The organism is Streptomyces sp. DSM 40750 (genome assembly GCF_024612035.1).
In the GTDB taxonomy this organism is placed as follows: domain Bacteria; phylum Actinomycetota; class Actinomycetes; order Streptomycetales; family Streptomycetaceae; genus Streptomyces.
The window spans coordinates 3,462,671-3,483,642 of the sequence record NZ_CP102513.1; the positions used below are offsets into that span (position 1 = coordinate 3,462,671).

18 protein-coding genes, 1 other RNA gene and 2 pseudogenes are annotated in these 20,972 nt (G+C 70.8%); 9 read left to right on the forward strand and 12 right to left on the reverse strand.

Features of this window, described 5'->3' with window-relative positions; all coding sequences use genetic code 11:
- Positions 1-105 precede the first annotated feature (105 nt).
- Both JIX55_RS15375 and JIX55_RS15380 read left to right on the forward strand, forming a co-directional pair.
- A complete protein-coding gene (locus tag JIX55_RS15375) occupies positions 106-576 on the forward strand; it encodes an ATP-binding protein (protein ID WP_257563887.1) in 471 nt (156 codons plus the stop codon).
- Positions 577-788: 212 nt separating this feature from the next.
- Complete coding sequence (locus tag JIX55_RS15380) at positions 789-1,520, forward strand: hypothetical protein (protein WP_257563888.1); 732 nt, start codon at positions 789-791, stop codon at positions 1,518-1,520.
- 837 nt (positions 1,521-2,357) lie between these two features.
- Here JIX55_RS15380 and JIX55_RS15385 read toward each other — a convergent pair.
- The 3 genes from JIX55_RS15385 to JIX55_RS15395 all read right to left on the reverse strand — a co-directional run bounded on the left by JIX55_RS15385 (position 2,358) and on the right by JIX55_RS15395 (position 4,962).
- On the reverse strand, positions 2,358-2,843 hold the full coding sequence (locus JIX55_RS15385; protein ID WP_257563889.1) for a hypothetical protein: 486 nt from the start codon (positions 2,841-2,843) through the stop codon (positions 2,358-2,360).
- A complete protein-coding gene (locus JIX55_RS15390; protein WP_257563890.1) occupies positions 2,840-3,169 on the reverse strand; it encodes a plasmid mobilization protein in 330 nt (109 codons plus the stop codon). The genes JIX55_RS15385 and JIX55_RS15390 overlap by 4 nt, the downstream gene beginning before the upstream one ends.
- A gap of 776 nt (positions 3,170-3,945) precedes the next feature.
- Complete coding sequence (locus JIX55_RS15395; protein ID WP_257563891.1) at positions 3,946-4,962, reverse strand: DUF3883 domain-containing protein; 1,017 nt, start codon at positions 4,960-4,962, stop codon at positions 3,946-3,948.
- A gap of 360 nt (positions 4,963-5,322) precedes the next feature.
- Between JIX55_RS15395 and JIX55_RS15400 the strand changes: the two are divergent.
- Positions 5,323-5,852: pseudogene (locus tag JIX55_RS15400) on the forward strand (IS30 family transposase); the annotation flags it as partial.
- Between the two features lie 220 nt (positions 5,853-6,072).
- On the opposite strand, the gene rnpB reads toward JIX55_RS15400, so the two are convergent.
- The 3 genes and pseudogenes from rnpB to JIX55_RS15415 form a co-directional block, all read right to left on the reverse strand.
- Positions 6,073-6,474, reverse strand: an RNA gene (gene rnpB / locus JIX55_RS15405) — RNase P RNA component class A.
- Between the two features lie 145 nt (positions 6,475-6,619).
- Positions 6,620-7,399, reverse strand: a pseudogene (locus tag JIX55_RS51445) (DMT family transporter); the annotation flags it as partial.
- Positions 7,400-7,469: 70 nt separating this feature from the next.
- Entirely contained in the window at positions 7,470-8,297 is an 828-nt protein-coding gene (locus JIX55_RS15415) for a helix-turn-helix domain-containing protein (protein WP_257563893.1), read from the reverse strand.
- A gap of 337 nt (positions 8,298-8,634) precedes the next feature.
- Between JIX55_RS15415 and JIX55_RS15420 the strand changes: the two genes are divergently transcribed.
- Entirely contained in the window at positions 8,635-9,417 is a 783-nt protein-coding gene (locus JIX55_RS15420; protein WP_257563894.1) for a MerR family transcriptional regulator, read from the forward strand.
- Positions 9,414-10,049: a hypothetical protein gene (locus tag JIX55_RS15425; RefSeq protein WP_257563895.1), complete on the forward strand. Its 636-nt coding sequence runs from the start codon at positions 9,414-9,416 to the stop codon at positions 10,047-10,049. The genes JIX55_RS15420 and JIX55_RS15425 overlap by 4 nt, the downstream gene beginning before the upstream one ends.
- Here JIX55_RS15425 and JIX55_RS15430 read toward each other — a convergent pair.
- Entirely contained in the window at positions 9,991-11,571 is a 1,581-nt protein-coding gene (locus tag JIX55_RS15430) for an RNB domain-containing ribonuclease (protein WP_257563896.1), read from the reverse strand. The two genes, JIX55_RS15425 and JIX55_RS15430, sit on opposite strands and share 59 nt — an antisense overlap.
- A 199-nt stretch (positions 11,572-11,770) precedes the next feature.
- Here JIX55_RS15430 and yaaA point away from each other — a divergent pair, with 199 nt between their 5' ends.
- Together yaaA and eda are read left to right on the forward strand one after the other, a co-directional pair.
- A complete protein-coding gene (gene yaaA / locus JIX55_RS15435) occupies positions 11,771-12,553 on the forward strand; it encodes a peroxide stress protein YaaA (protein WP_257563897.1) in 783 nt (260 codons plus the stop codon).
- 189 nt (positions 12,554-12,742) lie between these two features.
- Positions 12,743-13,387: a bifunctional 4-hydroxy-2-oxoglutarate aldolase/2-dehydro-3-deoxy-phosphogluconate aldolase gene (gene eda, locus JIX55_RS15440; protein ID WP_257563898.1), complete on the forward strand. Its 645-nt coding sequence runs from the start codon at positions 12,743-12,745 to the stop codon at positions 13,385-13,387.
- Positions 13,388-13,505: 118 nt separating this feature from the next.
- Here the strand turns inward: eda and JIX55_RS15445 are convergent, their stop codons facing one another.
- Genes JIX55_RS15445 through JIX55_RS15455 form a run of 3 tightly spaced genes read right to left on the reverse strand, consistent with a single transcriptional unit; the run spans position 13,506 to position 16,651 of the window.
- On the reverse strand, positions 13,506-14,927 hold the full coding sequence (locus tag JIX55_RS15445; RefSeq protein WP_257563899.1) for a bifunctional RNase H/acid phosphatase: 1,422 nt from the start codon (positions 14,925-14,927) through the stop codon (positions 13,506-13,508).
- Positions 14,928-14,987: 60 nt separating this feature from the next.
- A complete protein-coding gene (locus JIX55_RS15450; protein WP_306820115.1) occupies positions 14,988-15,731 on the reverse strand; it encodes a zinc ribbon domain-containing protein in 744 nt (247 codons plus the stop codon).
- On the reverse strand, positions 15,728-16,651 hold the full coding sequence (locus JIX55_RS15455) for a Nif3-like dinuclear metal center hexameric protein (protein ID WP_257563901.1): 924 nt from the start codon (positions 16,649-16,651) through the stop codon (positions 15,728-15,730). The genes JIX55_RS15450 and JIX55_RS15455 overlap by 4 nt, the downstream gene beginning before the upstream one ends.
- 240 nt (positions 16,652-16,891) lie before the next feature.
- On the opposite strand from JIX55_RS15455, the gene JIX55_RS15460 reads away from it, so the two are divergent.
- Together JIX55_RS15460 and JIX55_RS15465 are read left to right on the forward strand one after the other, a co-directional pair.
- A complete protein-coding gene (locus JIX55_RS15460; protein WP_257563902.1) occupies positions 16,892-18,265 on the forward strand; it encodes a hypothetical protein in 1,374 nt (457 codons plus the stop codon).
- A 131-nt stretch (positions 18,266-18,396) separates the two neighbouring features.
- Positions 18,397-18,561 carry a hypothetical protein gene (locus tag JIX55_RS15465; RefSeq protein WP_257563903.1) on the forward strand — a complete coding sequence of 55 codons (165 nt, stop codon included), beginning with the start codon at positions 18,397-18,399 and terminating at the stop codon, positions 18,559-18,561.
- Between the two features lie 260 nt (positions 18,562-18,821).
- On the opposite strand, the gene JIX55_RS15470 is transcribed toward JIX55_RS15465, so the two are convergent.
- Together JIX55_RS15470 and JIX55_RS15475 are read right to left on the reverse strand one after the other, a co-directional pair.
- Positions 18,822-19,793 (reverse strand): 3-oxoacyl-ACP reductase, encoded by a 972-nt coding sequence (locus tag JIX55_RS15470; protein ID WP_257569338.1) that lies wholly within the window; start codon positions 19,791-19,793, stop codon positions 18,822-18,824.
- A 59-nt stretch (positions 19,794-19,852) separates the two neighbouring features.
- Positions 19,853-20,929, reverse strand: coding sequence for a Zn-dependent alcohol dehydrogenase (locus JIX55_RS15475; RefSeq protein ID WP_257563904.1), 1,077 nt, complete (start codon positions 20,927-20,929; stop codon positions 19,853-19,855).
- Between the last annotated feature and the right edge of the window lie 43 nt (positions 20,930-20,972).

Genomic DNA, 20,972 nt, shown 5'->3' on the forward strand with positions numbered 1-20,972 from the left:
TGACGCACGAACCGTCGTACCGTCCACGGAATGTGCCCGTACGCTGACGCAACGTACGGACCGCACCTCTGGAACGCGCCCCCGCGCGCCCGTCACCGTGGCCTCATGAGCGCAACCACACCCCAACTTTCCTCCGCCGTACACATGTTCACCCAGCTTCTGTCGTCCACCCGTCGCGGAGCCCGGCTCGCCCGTCTCCTCGCCGCCGAGCAGCTCCGCCCGTGGCCGGTGTCACCCGGCGTCACTGAGCGCGCCGAGCAGATCGTGGCCGAACTCGCCGCCAACGCCGCCCTGCACTGTCGTGTTGGCAGCCGCGACTTCCGGCTCACCCTCATCCTCGACACGGCGGCCGACTTGCTCCGCATCGCCGTCACCGACGCCCGGGGCGAGCGCCTCCCGTCGCCGCCCGCGGATTGCGGAACGCCCCTGGACGCCGAGTCCGGCCGCGGCCTGCTCCTGGTCACCGCCCTCGCCGACCGCTGGGGCTTCGAGCTGTACCCGCCCGGCGGCAAGACGGTCTGGGCCGAATGTGCCTGCGAGACCACCGACCCGGACACGCACAGCGGGCGGCTCTAACCGCGATGACTGGGGCGGGGGGCGGTCAGGGTCGTGACGAGACGGTGTGCGCCGGTGCGGCGCCCCTGGGAGGTGCTGAAGGTGATCTCGCAGTCGATGGGGCGGACCGCAACGGCTCCGAGCCTGGACAGGTAGGAGCTGTCGGGGAAACGCTCCAGAACTGGCAGCCTGAGTGGGAGACTTGGGGCCTAACGACCTAAGGAGTTCAAGGTATGACAACAGGCGCCCACGACGGACCGGTTCCGGCAGAAGACGGACGTGGGCAGCGAGTCCTCGACCTCCTGGACAAGGCAATCGACAGCCAGAGCCAACTGGTACGCAAGAACATCGCCCGGGCCCGCCAGCGGAACCCGGAGGCGACACCAGAACAGGTAATCCGCAATTTGGAGCGGATGTACGTCAGCGCCTTAACCGGGACAGGTGCTGCGGTTGGAGGAACTGCAGCCGCGCCCGGCGTCGGCACGGGAGTCGCACTGGCACTGTCGGCAGGCGAGGCTCTCTCGTCTCTTGAACTGAGCGCCCTCTTCGCGCTCTCGCTCGCCGAAGTCCACGGAGTCCCCATCGACGAGGTCGAGCGCCGCCGAACGATCGTGATGGGAATCATGCTCGGCGGGAGCGGCTCCACCACCATTACCAAGGTCGCCGAGCGTACGGGGCAACACTGGGGACGTCAGGTTGTCGCCAAGGTGCCCGTCGAGACGTTGCGTCAGATCAACAAGGTCTTGGGGAAGAACTTCATCACGAAGTTCGGGACCAAGCAGGGCATCATCGTTCTCGGTCGAGTGGCACCGTTCGGTATCGGCGCTGTGATTGGTGGTGGCGCCAACGCTGCCCTCGCCACTCTGGCGGTGAGGGCCGGCCGTCGCGCCTTTGGCCCACCCCCGACGTCGTGGCCATGGCTGACGCACAGCACACCGCCGAAGTCCGAGAACTCGCCTGACTGACCCTCGGCGCAACCAAGGGGGTGGGTGCTTGTGGGCGGCGGAAGGTTCAATCGCACGTGTTTGAAGTGCCGCAACTCCATCGAAGTCGACCAGGACGGCCGCGTGGTCGCCCATGACAGGCCGGTAAGTCGTTTCCCCTGCCATGCCTCCGGTCAACTCGCCGCACTTGTGTCGGTCGAGTGGGGGCCGGGACCTCGACGTAGCCGGCAGATTGCGGGTGGGGGCAAAGGGCGCAGGCGTGAACCGCGGAAGAAGACCGAATACCTCAAGCCCCCTGAGTGGCTACCGAATTATCGGGGTGAGCACCTGCCGACAATCGGCTTGCCCGCCACCGGGTGGTTCAGTGTCTGGTTCCCGGCTCACACGATGTGGGAGCACGAACGGAAACTCTCCGGCTGGGTCGGAAGCGATCGATCGTTCCGGTGGGACGGCCGCGAGGAGTGTTGGACGGTTGCCAGCGCTCACTTCCCTCGCATAAGCCGGGAGCTGCTCCGCAGGTACCCGAGCGTCCTCATCGGCCGTGAGTACAACCCGCGTGAAAGGTGCAACTCGTCCTGCCAGAACGCCCAGGGCTTTCTGTGTACCTGCTCCTGCCGTGCCAAGTACCACGGCCGTGGCAAATGGCGAAGCGGGTGGAGGACCCTCGGCGAGTTCAGCGGTCGGCGCGGGGGGAGGCCGTGGCACTGGACGGCCGTTGCCGTTGCCGGCTGATCGCCTCGGCACCCGCTCGCGGAGTAGGCCTGCGCAGGGCCGCGCCCCGCGCCCCGCTCCTGCCGCCGGAGCCCGTGCACCGGCCTGCGCGGCCATCTGGACAGGACGGGGCGTAACTCTCGCCCATCAGACAGCGACCACGTGCACGTCCGTCGGCGCGAGGACCGTTAGGTAGGCGTGGATGTCCCCCGGGTCGGTGGTGAAGATGACCGCGCTGCCGTGTCGGGCCGCCGCCAGGGCCACCCAGGCATCCACCGCGTCCGGCCGCTTCTTCGTCGGCAGGGCCGCCTGCCCCAGAGCGGTGCCGATGCGCCGCCAGTCCGCGAGGTCCGGGCCCGTCGCGCAGGCCAGACACTCCGGACGGCCCGCCTTCGTCTCACGCATGGGCGGCTCGGACGTGCGGGCCTGAGGGACCGTACAGTCCTTCAGGACGCCGGACAGGGCGTGCACCAGCGCCGGCTGGGGGCGCCACACCTGGGCGAGGACCGGTCCGAGCACCAGCGCCCGGTGCGGGACCGCGCGCAGTCCCTCGTGGAGAGCCACCGCCTTCGCCTTGCGGTCGGCGAGTGCGATGAGCATGCCCGTGTCGTAGATCGGCACCCGTGCGCTCACGCGGCGTGTCCCGGACGCCGGCCTTGCCTGTCCCGGCCGTGGACGAGGCCCAGGGCTTCCTCGACCTCGCGGCGTTCCTGCTCCGTCAGTTCCGCGGCCGGTTCCGGGGCGGGTTCTGCGGGCAGTCCGTCCGCTGCCCGCTCCGCGCGGGCGATGAGTGCGTCCACCTCGGCGAACTGTTCCTCTATGGCATCGCTCTCGACCATCTGGCGCGTTGCGGCATGCACCAGGTAGGCCGAGACGTCCATGCCCGCCCGTTCCGCATGCTGCCTGATGCGTTCGGCCTGGTCCTGCTCCAAGCTGATGGTGATGCGCGCCTTTGCCACGAAGGCATCGTAATACGCGTATGACGGCAGTGCGAGTGTGCTCGAGGTGGGCAGCCGGGGACGCCCACCTCTCCTGGGCGTCCCCTTGCGTACCGGTCCCCCGCCTACCGGCGTCCGCCACCCGCCCCGCACGGAGGACCTGGGGTCCGACGGCGATCCGTCACTGCGTCCGGGGCGCCAACGCTCCGATCACCCGCTCGACGTCGTCCCGCCACGCACACAACTCCGCCTGCGTGGGAGCCAGTTCGTACCCGTGGTAGTGGCAGGCCCGGCTGAGGCCGGCCCAGGTCACCGACCAGCGGCGGACCGTGTCGAGGTCGGCGTAGGACTCCAGGCAGAGGGCCTGGGGGCGTGTGGCGGCAGCGGGCCAGCTGCGGCTTGCGGGCCTGCCAGTAGCGGCGCAGGGTTTCTTCGAGAGCGTGGCGCAGCAGGAGTGCCACGGCGCGCGGCCAGACGCCCGTGGCGGAGGCGGTGACCGTGCCGAGCAACCGGTCCGCGCCCGCGAGCAGCTTCTCGCCAGGATCAGGGCGAAGGACGCCAGGCTCCCGGGTGTGAGGTGTTCGTCCAGGAAGACCGCGCCTGCCGCTACGGAAGAGCACGGATCGGTACTTCTGGGCGAGCCGCTCAAAAAGGGATCCGTCACGGCACTGATCGAACAGTGCACGTGCGGACACGCGAACAAGAGGCACGGAAGATCTACGTAAGGGCGGTGCACTCGAAGGCAAGGGGTCTGGCGGGGGCTTGCTCCGGGAGCCATTGAAGGCGCATCTGGGCAGTCAGGCGAGCGGTAGGCGGTACTCGAAGCTCCGGGGCCTCAGGTCCTCCTCAGCCGGCGCCCAGTCATGGAGGTGCGACACCCTGCCGCCACTAGCTGTGTAGTTGTCGGTCCGCAAGTCCACCTTGATGTCACTGACCACAAATAGGTCCACGGTGTTCTGCGGGTCCCGGGCATGCTCGACCTCGTTGATCGTCAGGTCGACGCTCGTGGCCGCTCCCGTTGTCCCCTTCACCTCTACACGGCGCTCTTCCCTGTCACGGGTGCAGTGGAGGTCGTACGGCTTGCCAAGGCGTTCGACCGTCCAGCCCTCCCCCTCGTAGTGAGCGACTGCCATGTCCTCCGCGTGCAGTTCGATGGCCTTGCGCTTCTTGGGGTCGGAGACGAAGCCCGCTCCACTGGAGGGCCGCTTCGGTGGCTTGGGCGGCTTCACCTGCTCCTCTGTGAAGCCGGGTGTGCGGTTCAGGGCCACCGTCTGCTGTTCGGACCAGTTCGCTGGAATTCCTGCCGCATCGAGCAACGGCTGCGGATCCATGTCGACGACCATGCCTATGCCTCGTTGAGTCCCCGAAACACGTATGGCGTCACTGGCGGCCATTCCAAGCGGTCCGTCCTCATCGAGACGGACGTCGTGGAGTACAGCCAACGGCTCGATGCCGAAGCGCACCGGGTACTTGATGGCGTTCTCGGCTTCCTCGTCCGGCCAGTGAGGGGCCTCTGCCTCGTAAAAGTTCTCACGTACTTCGAACAGGTACAGAGTGATCTTCTTGGTACTCCATACGTCGAGTTGTACGCGCGGACCTACTCCCGTGGCCAGCACTGCGAAGCGCGGGCGCGCGGACCGGTACTCGGGCCTCCACACGGGGAACCCCCACGACCGGGTTTCGATCCCGTACTGCAGGTTGCGCTGAGTTTCGGACGATTGGCCTACGTGGACCATCACGAACGAGGCTGTCCGCGAGGGACCGTGACGGGGAGCAGGATCGTCGTCCTTGCGGCTGTTCTCGTGCCTCGCCAAGTGCCTTCCTCCGTGACCGCATACCTCTGCGCCGATCCCAAACGATCGACTGAGCGCCATGACCATGCCACATTGCAGTCGGATTTTCACACAACTAAAGCCGCCGGTTGGCGCGTTGGCAACACACATCAGACACAGAACGGGAGGACACCTCAGTGCTCTACGTGTACCCGCTCAAGGCACGCTGCCCCACAAGATGGCGCCACGCGTCCACACCCGCCCAATGGCTCGGGCCCCGAAGACGGACCACGCCCACCTGCTTGGCAGTGTTAGGGCTGTCCTGGCGGACGAGGTGCACGTCTTCGCCGACGGCGACCGGCTCTTCGTAGACCTCATCGCCAGACCTAGCAGCAACTCCAGCGCCAGAAGCGCTTCTCGCAGCCCATGGTCACGATCAGTAAACATCCGGCCGAGGCCGCCAATCGGCCGTTCCCCGCCACGGGAGGGCGACCTGATCGTCGGCAAGCAGAAGGGCTCCGCCATCGGAATGCTGGTCGAACGCAGCACCCGCTTCGTCATGCGCATCCATCTGCCCGCCGACCACACAGCCGTCAGCGTCCGCGACGCCCTCCAGGCAACCGTGCAAGCCCTGCCGCCGCATCTGAAGCGGCCCCTGACCTGGTATCAGGGCTCCGAGATGGCCGCCAACTACGAGTTCACTATCGCTACGAATGTCCCGGTCTACTTCGCGACCCGGTCAGCCCCTGCCAACGCGGCTCCAGCGAGAACACGAACGGCCTGGTGCGACAGCACTTCCCCAAGAGCAGCGACCTGTCCACCCACACCCGCGGGGATGTCGACGCCGTCCCTGTCGAACTGAACAATCGCCCACGCAAGACGCTCGGCTGGAAAACCCCAGCCGACGTCTGTCTAAACTGCTCGCTGCCTGATCAACCGACTACATGTTGCGACGATCACTGGAATTCGCCCAGTTCCCCTTGGAACTCGATGCCAGTACTCATCGGGCCCACCGTCCAGCACCGCGCCCCAGTGCGCACGCGTGCACACTTGCGCGGAACTCCAGGGAACTCGCAGGTAGAAGCGGGAGGCGCCCGAAAACACGAAAAAGGGCCCCGACCAGGCCATAGGGCCGGGTCAGAGCCCTGTTGGCAGACGAGTCGGGCTGTACGCCGGGTTCTGTCACCGGTCGACCTCGCGGTCGGCCGGGAGACGGCCATCCATCTAGGGCCGGCGTTGCCGCCGGCCTCGTGCGGTCTACCCGCGGACTCGGGCGGGCAGCCCTCGAACGTCCGCGCAGGGGCACCGGGGTGCCCCCTCTTGACCTTGCTCCGGGTGGGGTTTACCTAGCTGCCCAGGTCGCCCTGGGCACTGGTGGTCTCTTACACCACCGTTTCACCCTTACCGAGGACCGAGGTCCCCGGCGGTTTGTTTTCTGTGGCACTGTCCCGCGGGTCACCCCGGGTGGCCGTTAGCCATCACCCTGCCCTGTGGAGCCCGGACGTTCCTCGGGGAGGTCCGTGAGGACCTTCACGCGGCCGTCCGCCCGGCTCGTCTGCCGTGTTGACCATGTTACCGGGCGCCCACCAGTCCTCGGTGCCGTCGATGCCGTCGATGCCGTCGATGCCGTCGATGCCGTTGCCAGGAACGAGCCCGCCAGGATCAAGGCGAAGGAGGCCAGGATTCCGGGCGTCAGTCGCTCGTCCAGGAAGATCGCGCCCGCCGCCACCGCCACCGCCGGGTTGACGTACGTGAAGACCGTCGCCCGCGTGGGGCCGACCTCGCGGATCAGTTCCAGGAAGGCCACGAAGGCCAGGGCCGTGCAGATCACGCCCAGGGCCGCCAACGAAACCAGGGCGGGGGTCGAGGGCATCGTGGGCGGGCGGGTCAGGGCCGCCGCCGGGGCGTAGACGAGTGCTGCCAGGAGCAGGACCGGGGCTATCAGCTGGAGTGTGGGGACCTGCTTGAGGTGGCGGGCCATGATCAGGGGGGCCGTGGCGTAGCCCACCACCGTGATCAGGACTTCAACCAGAGACAGGGCGTTTCCTCCGGTGAGGTGCGGGATGGTCAGGACCGCCACGCCTCCGAGGCCCAGAGCCAGGCCGGTCATACGGCGGGCTCCCAGCCGTTCCGTGTCGCCGAAGAAGCGGGCCAGGACCACGCTCACGATCGGGACGCCCGCGATGAGGAGGCCGGCCGTGGAGCTGGAGAGGTGGCGTTCGGCGTCGGTGAGGGTCCACCAGGGGCCGATGACCTCGATCACGGCGAAGGCGAGCATGGGGCGCCAGTGCTGCCTGACCACGCGGGTCAGCCCTCCCTGACGGATCGCGAAGGGGAGGAGGAGGGCCGCGCCCAGGGCGCAGCGTACGAAGACGACCATGGACGGGGAGACCTCGTCCACGGCCACTTTGATCATCAGGTAGGGGATGCCCCAGAGGACTCCCATCAGGGAGAAGAGGAACCAGCCGCGTGCAGTCATGGGGTGAGTTTCGGCCGGGTCGGCGGCGTACGTCTTGAACGCTGTTGCGCGCGCACGGCACCCGCCGCGTCTACGGCCGCACGCTCATCCGGTACGCAGCCGGTGTCACCCCCAGCACCCGCCTGAACCACCGCGTCATGTGCGCCTGGTCCGCGAATCCCACCTGCCCGGCCACCTCCGCCGGACGCCCGCCCGCCTCCAGCAACCCCCTGGCCCGGCTCACCCGGTGCTGGGCCAGCCAGGCGTACGGGGGCATGCCCATCGTCGTACGGAAGGCTCGGAGGAGTTGGTAGCGGGAAAGGCCCAGGTCGGTGGCGAGGTCGGCGAGGGAGGGTGGGGCGAGGAGTTCGTCGGCGAGGCGGTCGCGTACGGAGAGGGCGATGACGCTCGCGCCGGGGACCGTGTCCGGGGCCGGGCGGGCCGTGGAGTGGCGGCGGGTCAGGGCAGTGAGGAGCCAGGGGAGGCGGGACTCGGCCTCCAGGGGGTCGGGGCAGGTGCTCAGCTCGGTGTGGGCGGTGCGCAGGGCGGCGGCGAGTTCGGGGTCGTGGAGGAGGGGTTCGCGGAAGTGCGGGGTGCCGCCGAGGATGCCGTCGGTGAGGAGGGCGGGGGCCGGGTAGAGGGCGCGGTAGGCGTAGGTGCCGTAGGCCGACTCGCCGGTGTGGACCTCGCCGGGGGCCAGGACGACGATCGAGCCCTCGCCCACCGTGAGGGCGCCGCCCCGGTAGTCGATGCAGGAGGCGCCCAGGACGCAGATGCCCACGCTGAACTCCTCGTGCGTGTGCGGAGCGTAGCGGTGGCGGTCGAAGTGTGCGGTCAGGAGGTCGAGCGGGCGGTCGGGGCGGCCGAGGGTCGCCCGGGTCCACCGGGTCCGGTCACGTCCGCCGCCCACCTCACGCACCCCCACGCACCCCTTTCGATGGCTGTACGGATGCAACATCTGGGTGTCCCGCTTCCATACCGCGATCAGGACCGCCGCCGTGGCGTACGGCGACGCCAGACGAACGCCGCCTGGTCGCGCACCTCGTCGAGCATCCGGCCGAGCAGCGGATCGGTACGGCGGTCCTGTTCGCCGTGGATCGGGGGCGCGCCCGAGGGCTCAGAGGAAGTCCGCCGTGTCCAGGTCGAAGGCGAAGGGCTCGGGGAGGGCGAGCGGCTTGCCGAAGGGGACGGTGTCGCCGTCAGTCGCCGGGCCCATCGCTTGACCCTGCCGCAGCGTCAACGTTTCTACTGGTCGCATGCGGATCGGAGAACTCGCCGCGGCTGTCGGGGTCACCCCGCGGGCCGTGCGGCACTACCACCACCTCGGCCTGCTGCCGGAGCCGGAGCGGCGGCCGAACGGATACCGGGACTACACGTTGCGGCACGCGGTCGCGCTGGCGCGGATCCGGCGGCTGACGGAGTTGGGGCTGGGGCTCGCCGAGGTGCGGGACGTGCTCGCCGACGACGCCGGGCGTGAACTCGTCGAGGTGCTCGGGGAGTTGGACGAGGATCTGGCTCGGCAGGAGACCGCGATCCGGGAGCGGCGGGCCCGGCTGCACGCTCTGATGACGGACGCCCGCGAGGGGCGGCTGCCGGCCGAGGGGCCCGTCTCCCCCGAACTCACCGCCCTCTTCGGGAAGTTCGGGCCCGTGCCGGAGTCACCGATGGCCGCCAAGGACCGGGAGGTGTTCGCCCTCCTGGAGACGACGGCGCCACCGGAGGTGCGGGCGGAGATGCTGGCGGGGCTGGAGAGCATGATGGCGGCCCCCGGCGCGGTGGAGCGGGCGCACGAGGCGTACGCGCTGCTCGACGCGCTCGCCGACGCCGACCTCGACGACCCCCGTGTGGCGGAGGCGGCCGACCTGTTGGCCGACCTCATCCCGCCGGAAATGGTCCCGCCCGACACCGACATGGGCGACGACGACGGCAGCAACAGCGGCGGCGGCAGCTTCCTGCGGGCCTTCTACGCCGACTTCGCCCCGGCCCAGGCGGAGGCCATCCGCCGCACGCTCCGGAAACTGATGGAGGACCGCCGATGAGGAGCACGTACCGGATCGCCCACTCTCTCGTACGGCATGAACTCCTGCTGCTGGTGAGCTTGTTGCACTGGATCGGGCGTCGGCCGCACGGGACCGGGGAAGGGGGGCGGGCGTACGGGTACACGCGGGGGCAGGGGGCCATGATGTTCGGCTTCGGGTTCGTGTGCGTCGTCGAGACCGTGACCATGTCCGTCCTGCTGCGCGACTTCCCGCTGGTGCACCGGGCCGTCCTCGTCCTCGACCTCTACACCATCCTCATCGTCGCCGGACTCCACGCGGCCTCCGTCACCCGCCCCCACGTCCTCACCGACACGACCCTTCGCCTGCGCCGCTTCGCCACCGTGGATGTGTGCGTGCCGCTCACCTCCGTCGCGTCCGTCCGCCGTGAGCTGCGTACGACGCATGAGAAGCGGGACGGCGAGCTCAATATGGAGGTCGGCTCGCAGACCACGATCACCCTCGAACTGACCGAACCCGTCGCGTACTCGACCTTCTTCGGGCGCCGCAGGACGGTACGGCTGGTGCGCTTCCACGCGGACGAGTCCGATCAACTCGTGCGACGCCTCAGGGAGTTCACGCGGGATCGACAGGAACGAACCGGACCTTCGCCACTCCCGGCTCGGCCTGCGTGAGCCGTACCCGCAGTCGCTCACCCAGCGGCAGCCGCCCGCCGAGGGTACCCACTACTCGGCCGGTGACCGCCGGGGACTCCAACTGGACGGTTCCGACGGCAGGTTGGCCCTCCGCCACGTCCTCCACGTCCACCACACACCCCTCGAAGACCTCTCCCACCCGGTCCTTGAGCAGCGCCGCCTCGACGATGTCCAGGCACTCGCTCTCCACGCGTTCGGCGCGCCAGGTGCCCTTGGCCATCTCGTCGGGGAGGGTGTCGAAGGCCGCCAGGACCCAGTCGGGGGTCGGGTCGCCGGCCACCGCCGCGAGGCAGATTTCCGCGGTGTAGCGATCGACGAGGCGGCGCAGTGGGGCCGTGCAGTGGGCGTAGGGGGCGGCTACGGCGGAGTGCGTGGTGATGTCGGGGAGGTTGCCGTCGCGGAAGGGCGTGTAGTGCGTGCCGCGTAGCAGGGTCGTGCACTCCAGGAGGAAGGCGGCGTGGCGGGGGTCGTGCGGGTCGAGGGAGCGGACCAGTCGCGCGTACGAGACGTGGTGCGGCCAGTCGATGCGCAGGGCCTTGGCGGTACGGCGGAGGCGGCCGACCTCCCCCGGTCTCGGCCTCGCTCGACCGGGGGGACCCCCATCGTCGGGGGCGGCGGGGAGCGTGCGCAGTATGCCGGTGCCGTGGGCCAGCATCAGCTCGGCCGCGGCCATGCCGGTGAGCAGGGAGAGCTGGGCGTTCCAGCCGGCGGCGGGGAGCGGGGCGCGATACGCCGACGCGTAGCTCACGTTGCCGTCGTCGCCCTCATCTGTGTAGCCGTGCTCGACGATCTCCTGCTCGGGGAGGGTGAGGGAGATGCCGCCGCGTTCGACTTCGAGGCGCTCGCGGAGTTGGCCGATCTCCTTCAGCAGGGCGAGTGGTTCCTCGGCGGTGCCCGCGTCGATCTCCTTCTGTACGCCCTCGTGGTCGAGCCTGGCGCGGCTGCGTACCAGGGCTCGGCGGACATCGACGGTCTCGGTACGGCCGTCCGCGTCGAGGTCCAGCGTCCACAGGACCGCCGGGCAGGTGTGGTCCGGGAGGAGGCCGGCGGCGCCCTCGGAGAGGCAGGCGGGGTGGAGGGGGACCTTGCCGTCGGGGAAGTAGAGGGTCGTCACCCGGCGGTGGGTCTCGGCGTCGAGCGCGGTACCGGGGGTGACGAAGGCGGCGATGTCGGCGACGGCGTACCGGACGCGGTAGCCGCCGTTGCCCGGGCGCCGGGAGAGGTGCATCGCCTGGTCGAGATCGGTGGAATCAAGGGGCGGTCGCGCAGCGACCCGTTGGAAGGGTGGTGGTGGGCGACGGGTGGAAGGGTCGATGGTGAAGAGGGGGATGTCCGTGGCGTCGTACGACGGGAGGCGCGGCGACTTCGCGGCGTGCTCGGCCTCGACGAGGACCTGGAGCGGGAAGGCGTCGGGCACACCGAGTTCCCCGCGCAGCGCGCGCAGGGCCGCCCGCAGGGGAGCCTCGGCGGCACCCGTGACGCGGAGATGGCGGCGGGGCATGGGTCGAGCGTAGGGCGGAGCGGGCGGGACGGCACCCTGGCGACGGCCGTCGGCCGGTCCCGCGTACGAGCGGGTCGGCGTCCCGACGCCAGACCGGCGACCTCGGCCGGAGCCAGTCGCTTCCCTCCCGGTCGGCGTTTCGGAGGCCCGCCCTCCCACCCCGTACGCTGTCGCGGACCCCCGAGAACAAGGAGTACCCGTGCTCGTCCTGCTGCCCCCGTCCGAAGGCAAGGCCCCCTCTTCGGGTGGCGCTCCCCTGAAGCTGGAGGGGCTTTCGCTGCCGGCGCTGACCGGGGCGCGGGAGGCCGTGGTCGGTGAGCTGGTGGAGTTGTGCGCGGGGGACGAGGACAAGGCGCGTGAGGTGCTCGGGCTGAGTGAGGGGCTGCGCGGCGAGATCGCCAAGAACGCGGAGCTGCTGACGGCGGGGACGCGTCCGGCCGGGCAGATCTACACGGGCGTGCTGTACGACGCCCTCGACCTGGCCACCCTGGAGACCGCCGCCAAGCAGCGGGCGGCGCGCTCGCTGCTGGTGTTCTCCGGGCTGTGGGGCGCGGTCCGCGTGACGGACCGTATCCCTTCCTACCGTTGCTCGATGGGCGTGAAGCTGCCCGGCATCGGAGCGCTCGGCACGCACTGGCGTACGCCGATGGCGTCGGCGCTCCCCGAGGCCGCCGGCGACGGACTCGTCCTCGACCTGCGCTCCTCGGCGTACACGGCCGCGTGGAAGCCTCAGGGCGAGGTGGCCGGGCGGACGGCGACCGTACGGGTGCTGCACGCGCCGACGCGGAAGGTCGTCAGCCACTTCAACAAGGCGACCAAGGGCCGGATCGTACGCGGCCTGCTGTCGGCCGGGATCGCACCCAAGGGCCCGGCGGAGCTGGTGGCGGCGTTGCGGGACCTCGGGTATGTGGTGGAGGCGGAGCCTCCGGCGGGGGCCGGGAAGGCTTGGACGCTGGATGTGCTGGTGACCGAGGTTCACTGAGATCGGCCGGGGTTCATTGAGACCGGCCGGAGTTCACTGAGACCGGCCAGGGTTCACTGAGACCGGCCGGGGCTCACTGACGTCCCCCTCGCACCGCCTCACACACCCCCTCCCGCACCCCCTCCCGCACCCATTGCAGCATGCGCAACGCACGTTGTGCATGCTGTGCCACCCGGGCAGGATGACGGCATGCCTTCACCCCTGTCCTCGTCGTCGCGCGTCTCCGTCCTCGACCTGGCGCCCGTCCTGCCTGTGGTCGTCGTCGACGACCCCGTCGACGCCGTGCCGCTCGCGAGGGCGTTGGTCGCGGGCGGGTTGCCGGCGATCGAGGTGACCCTGCGGACGCCGGGCGCGCTCGACGCCGTACGGGCGATCGCGGCGGAGGTTCCGGCCGCGGTGGTCGGGGTCGGCACGGTCATCACCCCCGCGCAGGTGGCGGAGTCCGTCGCGGCGGGCGGCCGTTTCCTGGTCAGCCCGGGCTGGACCGACGTACTGCTGGAGGCGATGCGGGCGTCAGGGGTGCCGTTCCTGCCGGGGGTGTCGACCACGTCGGAGGTCGTGGCGCTGTTGGAGCGCGGGGTGCGGGAGATGAAGTTCTTCCCGGCGCAGGCGGCGGGCGGTACGGCGTATCTGAAGTCGCTCGCCGGGCCGCTGCCCCAGGCCCGCTTCTGCCCGACCGGCGGGATCGGGCGGGCCAACGCGCCGGAGTATCTGTCCCTCCCCAACGTCGGCTGTGTGGGCGGCACCTGGATGCTGCCGACCGATGCCGTGGCGGCGCGGGACTGGGAGCGGATCGAGGCGCTGGCACGGGAGGCGGCGGCGCTCAAACCCTGACGCGGCGACGCCCGAGCCCGAGACAGCGGGTTCTCAGCTCAAGCCCGAGACAGCGGGGCTCAAGCTCAGACCGAGGCAGCGGCGCTCAAGCCCCCGCCGACGGCCCCTCCGCCACGGGTCAGCGCAGGTGTGACGTGTCGTTGAGGAGGCGGAGGGTGGCGTTGCCGTCCGTGTAGTAGGCCAGGGCCGACAGCGAGGCGGCGGAGAGTTCCATGCGGAACAGGGACTCCGGGGGTGCGCCGAGGGCCAGGCGTACGAGGGTCTTGATGGGCGTGACGTGGGTGACGAGCAGGACGGTACGGCCCCTGTGCGCCGCGACGAGCTTGTCCCGGGTGGCGGCGACCCGGTGGGCGACCGCCTCGAAGCTCTCGCCGCCGCCGGTGGGTTCGGCGTCCGGTGAGGCCAGCCAGGCGTTCATGTCGTCCGGGTACCGCTCCCGCACCTCGCCGAAGCTCAGCCCCTCCCACGCACCGAAGTCCGTCTCCCGCAGCCCGTCCTCGACCGTCACTTTCAGCCCGAGCCGGGCCGCGACGATCCCCGCCGTCTCGCGACAGCGGGCCAGCGGCGACGACACGACCTCCTGAATCGTCCCCCGGGCGGCCAGCGCGGCGGCGACCCGCTCCGCCTGATACCGGCCGACATCGGAGAGGGAAGGGTCCGAACCGCCGCTCCCCGAGAACCGCTTCTGGGGGGTGAGGGGGGTCTCGCCGTGGCGCAGGAGCACGAATGTCGCGGGGGTGCCGAGATCGGGGGCGGCGGTGGCGACGTTCCTGGCGGCACGGATGTCGGCGGCGGCTTTGGACACTCGCGCCTCGTTCGCAGGTGCCTCGTCCGCTCGCGCCTCGTTCGCAGGTGCCTCGTTCGCACGTGCCTCGTTCGCACGTGCCTCGTCCGCTCGTGCCTCGTCCGCTCGTACCTCGTCCGCTCGTACCTCGTCCGCACGTGCCGCGTTCGCACGTACCTCGTCCTCACGTGCCGCGGTGGTCGCCCCCGCCAGGGCTGCTCTCGCCTTCGCCGCACCCGCCGTCGCGTCCCCCGGCGGGCCCGACGGCTCGGGCGGGGCGGCTGCAGCGGCCCGTGCCGCACGCGCGTCCAGCTCTGCCGTGGAGGCGGCCGCCGACCACTGCTCGCCCCGCTTCCCCGCGTCCATCGCCTCGTTGGCGAGGCGGTCGGCGTGTTTGTTCTGGTCGCGTGGGATCCACTCGTAGGTGACCTGGCCGGGTGGGAAGACACGGGCGGCCGCGGCGGCGAGGGGCTTCATGTCGGGGTGTTTGATCTTCCAGCGGCCCGACATCTGTTCGACGACGAGCTTGGAGTCCATGCGGACCCGGACGGTGGCCGTCACGTCCAGCTCGTACGCCGCCTTGAGGCCCGCGATGAGACCCCGGTACTCGGCGACGTTGTTCGTGGCGACCCCGATGTACTCGGCGGCCTCCACCAACGCCTCGCCCGTCGCCGCGTCGAGGACGACGGAACCGTAGCCCGCGGGCCCCGGGTTGCCCCGGGAACCGCCGTCGGCCTCGACGATGAACTCCCGCACGCCTGAGCCCCTTACCGCCGCTTACCGCCCCTTGCCTGCCCTTACCTCCCCTTGCCGCCCCTAGAGGCCCGACTCGGACGTACGTACCAGAATGCGGCGGCAGTTCTCGCAGCGGACGACCGTGTCGGGCGTGGCCTTGCGGATGTCGTTGATGTCGGTGATCGACAGCTCCTGGCGGCAGCCCTGGCAGGTGCGCTGGTACAGCTTGGCCGCGCCGATGCCGCCCTGCTGGTCGCGCAGCTTGTCGTAGAGCTTGAGGAGGTCCGCGGGGATCGCCCCCGCGATGACCTCGCGCTCCTTCGTCACCGTCGCCACCTCGCCGTCGATCTCCTCGAACGCGGCGTCCCGGCGCGCGGTCGCGTCGTCGACCTTGCCCTGGACGGCACCGACCCGCTCGGTCAGCTCGGCGACCCGCTCCTGCGCGGACTCCCGGCGCTCCATGACCTCCAGGACGATGTCCTCCAGGTCGCCCTGCCGCTTGGCGAGGGAGGCGATCTCGCGCTGGAGGTTCTCCAGGTCCTTCGGGGAGGTGATCGCACCCGAGTCCAGGCGCTGCTGGTCGCGGACGGAACGCTGACGCACCTGGTCCACGTCCTGCTCGGCCTTGGTCTGCTCGCGGGCGGTGTCGCTCTCCTCGGTCTGCGCGGCGACCAGGAGGTCGCGCAGTTGAGTCTGGTCTTTCGTCAGCGACTCGATCTCGGCGTGCTCGGGCAGCGACCTGCGCTTGTGCGCCAGCTGCTGCAGGCGTACGTCGAGGTCCTGGACGTCGAGGAGTCGGATCTGGTCGGCGGGCGCGGCGTTCAGTTGGGGGCTCCCAGTGGGTCAGAAGAAGAGGGGGTGCGCGAAGCGCTCGTTGGAAGGGCGGTGGTGGGCGACGGGTGGGCGGACGCCGCGTGGGCGGTCCAGGGGTCGGTGACCGTCTTGGAGACGTGGACGCGCAGTCCCCATCCCTCCCGGTCGGAGATCTCGTCGAGCTGGGCGGCGGCCAGCTCGCACCAGGGCCACTCGGTGGCCCAGTGCGCCGCGTCCAGCAGCGCGAGGGGGGTACCGGAGCCTTCCGTCGTCCGGGCGACGGCCTCGGAGGCCGGGTGGTGGCGCAGGTCCGCGGTGAGGAAGGCGTCGACTCCGGCCGCGCGTACGTCGTCGAAGAGGCTGTCGCCGGAGCCGCCGCTGACGGCGACCGTGCGGACGAGCGCCGCGGGATCGCCGGCGACCCGGATGCCCTGCGCGGTGGCGGGCAGCCGCTCGGCGGCCCGCGCGGCCAGCTCCCGTACGGTCAGGGGGTGGTCCAGCTCGCAGACCCGGCCCAGACCGCGCCGCCCGGTGGGGTCGGCGGCGTCCGGCACGAGGGGGCGTACGACCCTCAGGTCCAGCGCCCCGGCGAGGGCGTCGCTGACCCCGGGATCGGCGGTGTCGGCGTTGGTGTGGGCGACGTGCAGCGCGATGTCGTTCTTGATGAGGGTGTGCACGACCCGGCCCTTGAAGGTGGAGGCCGCCACCGTCGTCGTACCGCGCAGATAGAGCGGATGGTGGGTGACCAGCAGGTCCGCGCCCAGTTTCACCGCTTCCTCGACGATCTCCCGCACCGGGTCCACGGCGAACAGGACCCGCGTGACCTCCTGGTCGGGGTCTCCACAGACCGTGCCGACCGCGTCCCACTCCTCGGCCCTCTCGGGCGGCCAGAGGGCGTCGAGCGCGGCGATGACTTCAGACAGACGGGGCACGCACAAAGGCTACCTGCACCGCTCCCGTCCCAGACCGGCCGCGGGTCACTCGACCAGCCGCCCCACGGCCGGCCCGTACGCCCCGGGGGATCGCCCGCCCCTTTCCGTACCCCGCCAGCACATCCGGCGCCGTTCCCTCAGGCGAATCACGGGACGAGCATCCTTATGTGTGAAGGGGGTGCGTGTTGTCCCACGTCTGTGCGTGCGAAAACTAGCTTCGTCGCCGGAGGTGATCGAACGATGACGGCCTGTACATCCCCCTCACCCACGACGGGCCACGGGAACAAGACGGGACGGGAGATCGGCGACGATACGGACGGCAGCGAATGGACGGGCGGAAGGGAAGGGAACGGCGGGCCCCACGGGTCCGCGGCGCCACCCGGCTGTGTGATCACCGCCGACGGGACGTACGCGGCACGCCTCGCGCTCGACGGCGAGTCCTGGTTCCCCGAGCGCTGGACCCTGGACGGCCCCGAGCCGTACGCCGTGCCCCTGCCCGGCAACCAGCCGGAGGAGCCCGGCACCGAAGTGCTCCCCATGACCGACGGCCGGGTCCTCATCCACCGGCTGGCGGCCGACCGGCACCTGTTCTCGCTGCTCTACCCGACCGGGCCCGGCACCGGTGAACTCCAGCTCGGCGCGGTCCAGTGCGCCGACCCGGCGGCCGAGTTGCGGCTGCTGCCGCCCGCACCGTGCGGGGAGCGGGCGTACGCCCTCGCCCTGGGCCGGAGCGCCACGGCCGTGTGGCTGGTGGCGGGCGGCGCGTTCGGGCCGGAGCTGCTGGCGCAGGTGCCGGGGCGGTGCTCGGGCGGGGTCTGGCTGGACCGGGCGGGCCGGCTGCTCGCCCTGGACCAGGAGCTGGACGGCGGGACGAAGTCGGTGGCGGTCGATCTGGAGCAGGGTGGCGCTGTCTCGCCGCTGCTCCAGATCGCGGACGACAGCAACGACCGGCTGCTGCTCGCCGACCCCGACAGCGGGCTGCTCCTGATCCGCTCCGACGCGCCCTCCCCCGGCCACGAGCGGCTCGGCTGGGGCGTGCTGGGCAGCACGCTGCCGGTCCGCTTCCCGGAGTGCCTGCGGGTTCCCGACGGCCACCGCATCACCCCGTTCGCCATCCAGCCGGGCCAGATCCTGACCCCGGAGAGCTGCGGGGTCGCTTTGCGCGTCGACGGCGCCCGCGGCAGCTGGGTCGGCGTCTGGCGCCCGGCCGCACGCCGTGTCCTCCATCTGCCCGCCCCCGAGGGCTGGTTGGCGGGGGCGGGGCTGTGGAGCCGGGAGGGGGTGCTGCAACTGCCGTACTCGACAGGGGCAGTGCGGTGCGGGGTGGCTCGGGTGGGGGTGTCCTGGGAGGAGGAAGCGCGGGAGTGCCAGGATCGGGAGGGGGGCCGGGAGGGATCGCGGGAGAGGGGTCCTGGCTCCGAAGGAGCCCTGGGGGCGGACGCCGGGGACGCGTCGCCGCGGCCCGAACGGTCGAGTGCGGAGCCGTCGAGTGCGGGGCCGTCGGACGCGGAGCCGTCGGACGCGTCACCGTCCGGGCCTGTCGTCGCCCGCCCCGTGCCCTTGCAGCAGGCGCCGTTGGAGGGGCGAATGCCGGAGGAGGTGACCGTCGGGTGAACGTGATGTGCGGACTGCGGGGGAAGTGGGCGCGGCAGGGCCGACACGCCCTTGGACGGCTTCGAACCGCGCACGACGGCCCGTTAAAATCACCCGCCTACAAGAAGATCATCCGACGGGGAACACTTCCAATGAACGACGCGTACACAACCCAGCCGCCCGCCGCCCGCCACCCCCACGAGGCGGAAGGCCACGGCAGGCACCGGGGCCAGATCTCGGCCCAGGAAGCCGAAACGGCCCCTCGCGGACGCCACCGCAAGCCGGCCGAGCACAAGGAGTCGACGACGTCCGCCTGAACGGCGGCACAAGTCCCCTCCGGCCACCTCTGGAGAAACGTCAATGCGACGCCAGAACCGGCCACGACGGAACGGCCCCGCCCGTCATTGACGGGCGGGGCCGTTCCGTCGCGTAAGGGGCCGTTGCGTCGCGTAGGGGGCCGTTGCGGCGTAGGGGGTCCTCGGTCGACGGTCGGGGGTCCTCGGTCGACGGTCGGGGGTCCTCGGTCGACGGTCGGGGGTCCTCGGTCGACGGTCACTTCGTTCGCCGACGGTGAGCCTCACTCCCCCGCCGCCCCCGGTCCGTGCCTGAGTCCCAGCACCTCCGCCGCCGCGAACGTCTCGCCCCGCGGCCGGTCGACGTAGTACGGCGTGAGCAGGCCGTCCAGTTCGTCGTACGTGAACGCGTCCTGCTTGGTATCGAACTTCGCCTGCACCCGGGGCCGTTCGACGATCGCGACCATGCCGCCGTGTACGACGAAGAGCTGGCCGTTCACCTGTGCGGCGGCCGGGGACGCCAGATAGCCGACGAGCGGGGCGACGTGTTCGGGGGCGAGGGGGTCGAGGGCGGTGTCGTCGCCCTCCGCCGGGCCCGGCAGTCCCGCGAAGACGTCCTCGGTCATCCGGGTCCGGGCGCGCGGGCAGATGACGTTCGCGGTGACGCCGTACCTGGCGAGTGCGAGGGCCGTGGAGGTGGTCAGACCGACGATTCCGCCTTTCGCGGCGGCGTAGTTGGGCTGTCCGGCGGAGCCGGCGAGGAAGGCCTCGGAGGAGGTGTTCACGATGCGCCCGTGGACCGGCCCGCCCTCACCCGACTTCGCCCGTGCGCGCCAGTGGGCGGAGGCGAACCGGGTCGTGTTGAAGTGCCCCTTGAGGTGAACCCGGATGACCGAGTCCCACTCCTCCTCCGCCATCGAGAAGACCATACGGTCGCGCAGGATGCCCGCGTTGTTGACGAGGATGTCCAGCTTGCCGAACTCCGCGACCGCCAACTCGACCAGTTCCCGGGCCTGTTCGTGGTCGGACACGTCCCCGGTGTGCCCCACGGCGTGACCGCCCGTCGCGCGGATCGACGCCGCGACCTCTTCCGCGGGCCCGGTGTCCGCCTCCCCGGAACCGTCCCGCCCCGGCCGGCCGTAGTCGTTGACGACGACGGCCGCGCCCAGCCGGGCCAGCTCCAGCGCCTCGGCCCGGCCGAGCCCGCGCCCCGCGCCGGTGACGATCGCGGACAGTCCTTCGAGCGGCAGTGCCATTCCCAAGCCCCTCTCCTCCCGCACCCGGGCGGTGGTCAGATCCCGCACCTGGGCGGTGGTCAGATCTCGATGCAGGTCCGGAGCGCCACCCCGGTCCGCATCTGGTCCAGTGCCTCGTTGATGTCGGAGAGGGGCACCCGGTGGGTGATGAGGCCCGCGAGGTCGATACGGCCGGCCCGCCAGAGGGCGATGGTCCGCTCGTAGGAGCGCAGGATGTCTCCGCCGCCGTACATGGAGGGCAGGATCCGCTTCTCGTCGAAGAACAGCTCGAACATGCTGAGTTGGAGGAAGTCGTCCATGGCGCCCGCGCCGACGACGACGAGGGTGCCGCCGCGCCGCGTGGTCTCGTACGCGGTGCGGGCGGTGGTCGAGCGGCCGACGACCTCGAAGACGTAGTCGAAGCCCTCGCCGCCGGTGACGGACTGCTTGGCGTCGGCCAACTCATCCGGCGAAACGGCCTTGGTGGCACCGAACTTGAGTGCCGCCTCGCGACGGGAGGCCACCGGGTCGACGGCGACGATCTCGGCGGCGCCCTTGAGCCGGGCGCCCTGGATCGCCGAGATGCCGACGCCGCCGCAGCCGATGACGGCGACCGACGAACCGGCCTCCACGTCGGCGGTGTTGAGGGCCGCGCCGAGCCCGGTGGTGACGCCGCAGCCGATGAGGGCGGCGATGTCGAAGGGCACGTCGTCCGGTATCGGCACGGCGCAGCCGGCGTCGACGACGACCTCCTCGGTGAAGGTGCCGGTGCCCGCCATGCCGAAGACGTCCCCGGCGGGCCGCTTGAAGTTGGGCGTACCGGCGTTGAGGAATCCGGCGAGGCAGAGCTGTGTCTGTCCGCGCTTGCACGCCGGACAGGTGCCGCAGGCCGGGAGCCAGCACACCACGACCCGGTCACCGGGCTTCAAGTCCCGCACACCTTCGCCGACTTCGACTATCTCGCCGGCCCCCTCGTGCCCGGGGACGAACGGCCCGGGCTGGGGCAGCACCCCCGCCATCGCGGACAGGTCCGAGTGGCACAGCCCGGTGGCCCGCACCCGGATCCTCACCCTGCCCGGACCGAAGCCCACCGCCTCGACGTCGTCGAGCACATCGAGCTTGTCCTGGCCGATCTCATGCAGTACGGCTGCGCGCATTGGTGCGGCTCCCCTCGGAGTACCTGTCCCCTACGGTTGTACT